General features: G+C 71.0%; 8 protein-coding genes. 6 read left to right on the top strand and 2 right to left on the bottom strand.

Annotation, left to right across the window (positions count from 1 at the left end; all coding sequences use genetic code 11):
• Positions 1–93 precede the first annotated feature (93 nt).
• The 6 genes from WH07_RS31370 (at position 94) to WH07_RS31345 (ending at position 3861) form a co-directional block, all read left to right on the top strand.
• Entirely contained in the window at positions 94–513 is a 420-nt protein-coding gene (locus tag WH07_RS31370) for an arsenate reductase ArsC (RefSeq protein ID WP_046507621.1), read from the top strand.
• Positions 514–542: 29 nt separating this feature from the next.
• Positions 543–1016, top strand: coding sequence for a GNAT family N-acetyltransferase (locus tag WH07_RS31365; protein WP_046507624.1), 474 nt, complete (start codon positions 543–545; stop codon positions 1014–1016).
• A gap of 109 nt (positions 1017–1125) precedes the next feature.
• Positions 1126–2328 (top strand): helix-turn-helix domain-containing protein, encoded by a 1203-nt coding sequence (locus tag WH07_RS31360; RefSeq protein ID WP_046507618.1) that lies wholly within the window; start codon positions 1126–1128, stop codon positions 2326–2328.
• Between the two features lie 115 nt (positions 2329–2443).
• On the top strand, positions 2444–2965 hold the full coding sequence (locus tag WH07_RS31355; RefSeq protein ID WP_046507615.1) for a hypothetical protein: 522 nt from the start codon (positions 2444–2446) through the stop codon (positions 2963–2965).
• Positions 2962–3357, top strand: coding sequence for a hypothetical protein (locus tag WH07_RS31350; protein WP_046507612.1), 396 nt, complete (start codon positions 2962–2964; stop codon positions 3355–3357). The genes WH07_RS31355 and WH07_RS31350 overlap by 4 nt, the downstream gene beginning before the upstream one ends.
• A 105-nt stretch (positions 3358–3462) precedes the next feature.
• Positions 3463–3861 carry a hypothetical protein gene (locus WH07_RS31345; protein ID WP_046507608.1) on the top strand — a complete coding sequence of 133 codons (399 nt, stop codon included), beginning with the start codon at positions 3463–3465 and terminating at the stop codon, positions 3859–3861.
• Between the two features lie 99 nt (positions 3862–3960).
• Here the strand turns inward: WH07_RS31345 and serC are convergent, their stop codons facing one another.
• Positions 3961–5079, bottom strand: coding sequence for a phosphoserine transaminase (gene serC, locus WH07_RS31340; RefSeq protein WP_046507604.1), 1119 nt, complete (start codon positions 5077–5079; stop codon positions 3961–3963).
• Positions 5080–5304: 225 nt separating this feature from the next.
• Positions 5305–5964, bottom strand: a complete 660-nt coding sequence (locus WH07_RS31335; protein ID WP_046507602.1) for a GTP-binding protein — start codon at positions 5962–5964, stop codon at positions 5305–5307.
• Between the last annotated feature and the right edge of the window lie 118 nt (positions 5965–6082).

The raw sequence follows: 6082 nt of genomic DNA, 5'->3' as shown, positions 1-6082 counted from the left end.
GTGACGGCACTACCGGTGACGGCACTGCCGGTGACGGCACTGCCGTACGCTCCCCGCACCCGCCCAACCCCGTGAAGAGAGCGCACTGTCCTCATGAGCACTGCCACCACCCCCTCCGTGCTGTTCGTCTGCGTGCACAACGCCGGCCGTTCCCAGATGGGCGCCGCGTTTCTCACCCACCTCACCGGGGACAGGGTCCGGGTCCGGTCGGCCGGATCCGCCCCCGCCGACGCCGTGAACCCGGCGGTCGTGGAGGCGATGCGTGAGGTCGGTGTCGACCTCTCCGCCGAGATCCCCAAGGTGCTGACGGCGGAGGCCGTGCAGTCGTCCGACGTCGTGATCACGATGGGCTGCGGGGACGCCTGCCCGTACTTCCCGGGCAAGCGGTACCTGGACTGGAAGCTCGACGATCCCGCCGGACAGGGCGTCGAGGCCGTGCGGCCGATCCGCGACGAGATCGAGCGGCGCGTCCGGGGCCTGCTCGTGGAGCTCGGTGTCGAGGTGGCGCCGTGAGCACCGCCACCGGAGTACGGGTCGCCGCGATGCTGCCGGAGCACGCGGCGGCCGTACTGGCGATCTATCAGCTCGGCATCGACGAGCGGAACGCCACCTTCGAGACCACGGCCCCGACCTGGCAGGCGTTCGACGCGGCAAAACTGCCCGGCCACCGCCTGGTCGCCCTGGACGACGACGGCCGGGTGCTGGGCTGGGCGGCGGTGGTACCGGTCTCCGACCGGTGCGCGTACGCCGGGGTGGTCGAGCACTCCGTCTACGTCCACCCCGACGCCCGCGGCCGCCGCGTCGGCCTGGCACTGCTGACCGCGCTGATCGCCTCCACCGAGGCCGCGGGGATCTGGACGATCCAGTCCGGCGTCTTCCCGGAGAACACGGCCAGCCTGGCCCTCCACCAGCGGGCCGGCTTCCGCGTGATCGGCACCCGCGAGCGCATCGGCCGCCACGGGGGTCGCTGGCGCGACGTGGTCCTGCTGGAACGCCGCAGCCCGTCCGTGGACTGACCCGCCCGCGAACGTGCCGCGTCCTTACGGCGGGCGGAGGCCGCGCGGCCGTGGCGCGGGAGCCGACCGACGGTACCGTTCTGAATGTCAGCTCAGAACGGGAGTCAGCATGCCCGGCAACAACGACACGTCCACGAAGAGCATCGGCACACGCATCCGCGAGTTCCGCCTCATTCGCGACTACTCCCTCTCCGAACTCGGCCGCCGCGCCCATGTTTCCGCGAGCCAGCTCTCCCGCATCGAAAACGGCGAACGGTACCCCAGCGAGCCCGTTCTCGCGTCGGTCGCCCGCGCCCTCGGTGTCGGCGTCTCTGTCCTGCGGGGCCAGCCCTTCATCCAGGCTCTCCAGAAAGACCGGTTGGATGCCCTGCTCACCCCGATCAGTACGTCTTTCGACGACTGGGACATCCCGCCGGACGATGCTCCGCCGCCTCGCCCGCTCGACGAGCTGGAGGCCGAGACGGCACGGATCGTGCGGCTCCGGGTGAAGGCGGAGTTCCTCCGGATCGCCGATCGACTGCCGGGCCTGATCAGCGAAATCGCCGTCGCCACCCAACTGCACTCGCCGCAGGGGTTCCGCCGTGAGCGAGCCCACGATCTGGAGGCGGAGATCTCACGCACGGCGGCGATCGTCGCCTACCGCCTCGGCCACATGGACCTGGCCCGGCTGGCGCTGGCTCGTATGGCTGTCGCCGCGCCACAGTCCGGTGATCCCCGCCAGGTCGCGATCGAGCGGTACGAGCGTGCGCAGATGGCCGCGGACAACTCCCGTCTCGACCGGGGCGTCTCGCTGATGCGGCACGCGTTGCGCGATCTGGACGACGACGGTGGCCGCGCCACCCGGGCCGTGCGCGGCACACTGCAACTCCGGGCCGCTGTTCTTTCCGCGCGTGCCGGTGACGACAGCGCTGCCGCCGACTGGCTCGGAGAAGCCGCCGAGTTGGCGGACGAAGTGGGAGAAACACGCGACTACGCCCTTGCGTTCGGGCCACTCAACGTCCGATTGCACCGGATCGCGGCGGCCGGCGACCGGGACGAGCACGCGGAAGCACTCGACCACGCGCTGCTGGTGCGGTTGCCGGACGACTACCCGCCGACGAGGGCAGCGCACTACTGGATCGACCGCGCTCGCGCCGAAGTCTGGACGGCCAGGCAGGATCCGGCGTTGGTCTCGTTGCACCGCGCGCGTGAGGCGTCCCCGCAGCTCACCCGCTATCACCACTCGGTGCACGAGACGGTGGCCACCCTTCTGCGGGGGCGGCAGCGCGCGGACGACGGTCTGCGGCAGTTCGCGGAATGGTGCGGCGTATAGCGCGCGGAGTGTAGTCGGTCAAGTGCCCTGCGTTGCCAGTTGGGCAACGCAGGGCCACTTGTGAGTAGCCACGATGTGACGGTCCGTACATCAACGCCCATACGTGGAGCCGTCCATGACGCCGCATCAGCCACTCGCCGCCGACGACCCCGTGGAGGACTGGCTGGCATCCTCTCTCCGGCGGCCCCGCGCGGCCCGGTGGCACTGGTACTACGAGGGCCGCCCCGCCCTCCTGCCCACCGGGGCCGTCTTCGACGCCGTACGCATGCCCGCCGGGCTGGTTCACGCGGCGGCGGGCAGCGGGCGGCCGGGGGCCGTGGGCACCGCACTGGCCGGGGCTCTCGACGGGCCGGTGATCGGTGACATCGCCTGGTACTACGCGCTCGTGCCGCCGCGGACGACGGAGACCTGGGGATCGCCGCTCGCGGTGGTCCGGGGCCGTGGGGCCTGGCTCACCGTCCCTCGCGTGGACTGGGTCGAGCCGAGGCCGGTCGGACCCCACTGGGCCGTGCCGGCCGAGCGCGTCGGCAAGCTGTGCGCGCCGGACGCCGTGGCAGAGCTGCTGCGCGCCGGCAGGGACCGGTACGAAGGGTGCGCGCCGACCGGGCCGGTACGGGCCGAGAAGGGCATGCCGTGACCGCCGCTGCGCCGTCGTCCGACGCGCCCAAGGCGCCCGCCGAGCTGGCACGCGCGCTGACCGCGTGGGCCAAGGGGCACGGCCCGATGGAGACGGCCATCGACGCACTGGTGGAGGAAGCCACGGTTCTGGCCCGGCGTGACGTCCAGGCGATTCTGGTACGCACGGATTCGGCCGGGGAGCGATTCTGCGACTGGGTCGGCATGGCCACCCGGCTGTACCACGTGCGCATGACGGCCCCCGAGCGCGCCTTTCTCACGCTGGTGATGTCACTGGCCAGTCCCCCGTACGAGGTCCACCTCGGCCGCGCGTTGGCGGACCTGGACGAAGACCGGGCCCGGGTGGTCTTCAAAGCGATGCGACGGGCCGCCCGCGCACGCACTGGTGGCTGAGCGTGGTACGGCCCCGCCGTCACGGCTCGATGCCGTGATCTCCGTGAGTCGGCATGGCTTCCCGGCCTAGACTGACTCGGCCGCCATGGAAGGAAATGATCACGAATGCGACCCGCGCGATTCCAGGATTTCACCCTCGGCCTGGTCAGGAGCAGCTCCGGTACGACCCGTGCACAGACGCTCGCTGAGGCAGGTGAGTCCAAGTACCCCTTCGGGCTCGCTATCACCACCGGTGACGGTGAGGTGCAGTGGCAGATCATCGGCCAGCTTGCCGAGGGTGAAAAGCACGAGCACGCCGACGTGCCCGTCAACGGGGATCCGATCCAGGGGTGGGGCGAGTCGAGGCCCGGGGATCCGGAGGAGTGGCTCGCGGCAGTGCTTGCGAAGGCCGAGTCGCCCGAGATCGCGTCGATCGACCGGTGGTCCCTCCGGGAGGGCGGGGGAGCGCAGGGGCTGACTGTCGTCTTCCACAACGGCGCGAGGGCGTTCGTCCGCAAGATCTGAGATTCCCGGCGGCACCACACAGTGAGCAAGCGGAACGGGCCCCCGTCGCCGGTCGGCGTCGGGGGCCCGTTCCGTGGATTCCGCCGGGTTCCGCTGTCGTCAGAGGCGTTCGATCACGTAGTCGATGCACTCCGTCAGCGCCGCCACGTCCGCCGGGTCGATCGCCGGGAACATCGCCACCCGGAGCTGGTTGCGGCCCAGCTTGCGGTACGGCTCGGTGTCGACGATGCCGTTGGCGCGCAGGGCCTTGGCGACCGCCGCCGCGTCGACCTCGTCCGCGAAGTCGATGGTGCCGATGACCTGCGAGCGCTTCGCCGGGTCGATCACGAACGGGGTCGCGTACTTGGACGCCTCGGCCCACCCGTACAGCGTCCGCGCGGAGGTGGCCGTGCGGCGGACCGACCAGTCCAGGCCGCCCTGCGAGTTGAGCCAGTCGAGCTGCTCGTTGAGCAGGAAGAGCGTGGCCAGCGCCGGGGTGTTGTACGTCTGGTTCTTCAGCGAGTTGTCGATCGCGGTCGGCAGCGAGAAGAACTCGGGCACATGACGCCCCGAACCGTGCACCCGCGCGGCGCGCTCCAGCGCGGCCGGCGAGAAGACGCCGATCCACAGGCCGCCGTCGGAGGCGAAGGACTTCTGCGGGGCGAAGTAGTAGACGTCCGTCTCGGCGATGTCGACGGGCAGGCCGCCCGCGCCCGAGGTCGCGTCGACCAGCACCAGCGCGCCGTCGTCCGCGCCCGCGACCCGCTCGACCGGGGCCGCGACACCCGTGGAGGTCTCGTTGTGGGTGAGGGCGTAGACATCGACGCCCGGCTCCGCCATCGGGTCGGGGTGCGTGCCGGCCTCGGTGGTGATGATCGTCGGCTCGGCCAGCCAGGGGGCGAGCTTCGACGCCTTGGCGAACTTGGAGGAGAACTCGCCGAAGGACAGGTGCTGCGACTTGTTCTCGATCAGACCGTGCGTCGCGATGTCCCAGAAGGCGGTGGAGCCGCCGTTGCCCAGGATCACCTCGTACCCCTCGGGCAGTGCGAAGAGGTTCCGTACGCCCTCGCGCACCGAGCCCACCAGGTTCTTCACCGGGGCCTGGCGGTGGGACGTACCGAGGAGGGACGTACCGGTGGCGGCCAGCGCGTCCACCGCCTCCGTCCGCACTTTGGAGGGGCCTGCGCCGAAACGGCCGTCGGCGGGCTTGATGTCAGCGGGAATCTGGATATCGGCCACGGCCCCGGAGCCTAGTCCCTCCGCCGGGGCCGCGGGGAACGCTGTCCGTCGGATGAGACGCCGGTCAGGGGGCCGGCGGTACGGCGCGGGGGCCGGGCCGGGGGCCTCTCAAGGGGCTTTCGAGCGCCTCTCAAGGAAGTCGCGGGGCCACGCCGGGGGGTTCCGGCGCACGGCGGATCTTCACCCTCAGGGAGGACGGCCAGAGAGGACGGCGTCACTCCGGGCTCAGCTCGCCGCGCCCTCGGCCGCCTTCTCCGCCGCCCGCTTGGACGCCAGCTCGTAGAGATACTGCACCAGTGTGATCAGGACGTACTTGCTGGACGAGCGGTCCCGCGCGTCGCACTCCACGAGCGGTACGTCCGGAGCCAGCGCCAGCGCCGCCCGGATCTGGTCCACCGCGTGGAAGGGCCCGCCGAAGTCGTTGCACGCCACGATGAAGGGCGTGCCGTGGTGCTCCAGCCGGTCGAGCGCGTACCAGGCGTCGGGAAGCCGGCGGGTGTCGACCAGTACGACCGCGCCCAGGGTCCCGGAGAAGAGCCGTTCCCAGAGGAACCAGAAGCGCTCCTGGCCCGGGGCGCCGAACAGATACAGCACCGACCGCTCGTCCAGGGAGATCCGGCCGAAGTCGAAGGCGACGGTGGTCGAGTTCTTTCTGCGGAGCCCTTCGAGATCGGGGAGTACGTCGACGCCCTCGCCCGCGCGGGACATCGACATCGTCTCCTCGGTGTTGAGGGGACGGATCTCGCTGACGGAACGGACCATGGTCGTCTTGCCGACCCCGAAGCCGCCCACGATGACGATCTTCAGGGCGTTGTCGATGGTCCTGGCCAGCGCCGGCACGGCCAGGGGATGACCTGAGGGCCGTTCGGAGGTTGCGGAGTCCAACGCGCACCTGCTTCGGGATGTCGGGACCGGGAAGTCGCTGAGTGTGGGGGGCTGCGACGAGCGGCGGGGGTGAGCTGGAGCGAGCCGGAGCGGACGGGGAGGGGGGAGCGAGCTGGGA

The sequence above is a fragment of the Streptomyces odonnellii genome (assembly GCF_000981895.1).
In the GTDB taxonomy this organism is placed as follows: domain Bacteria; phylum Actinomycetota; class Actinomycetes; order Streptomycetales; family Streptomycetaceae; genus Streptomyces; species Streptomyces odonnellii.
Note: the sequence above shows the minus strand (reverse complement) of the source record. Positions and strands in the feature narration are given on the sequence as shown.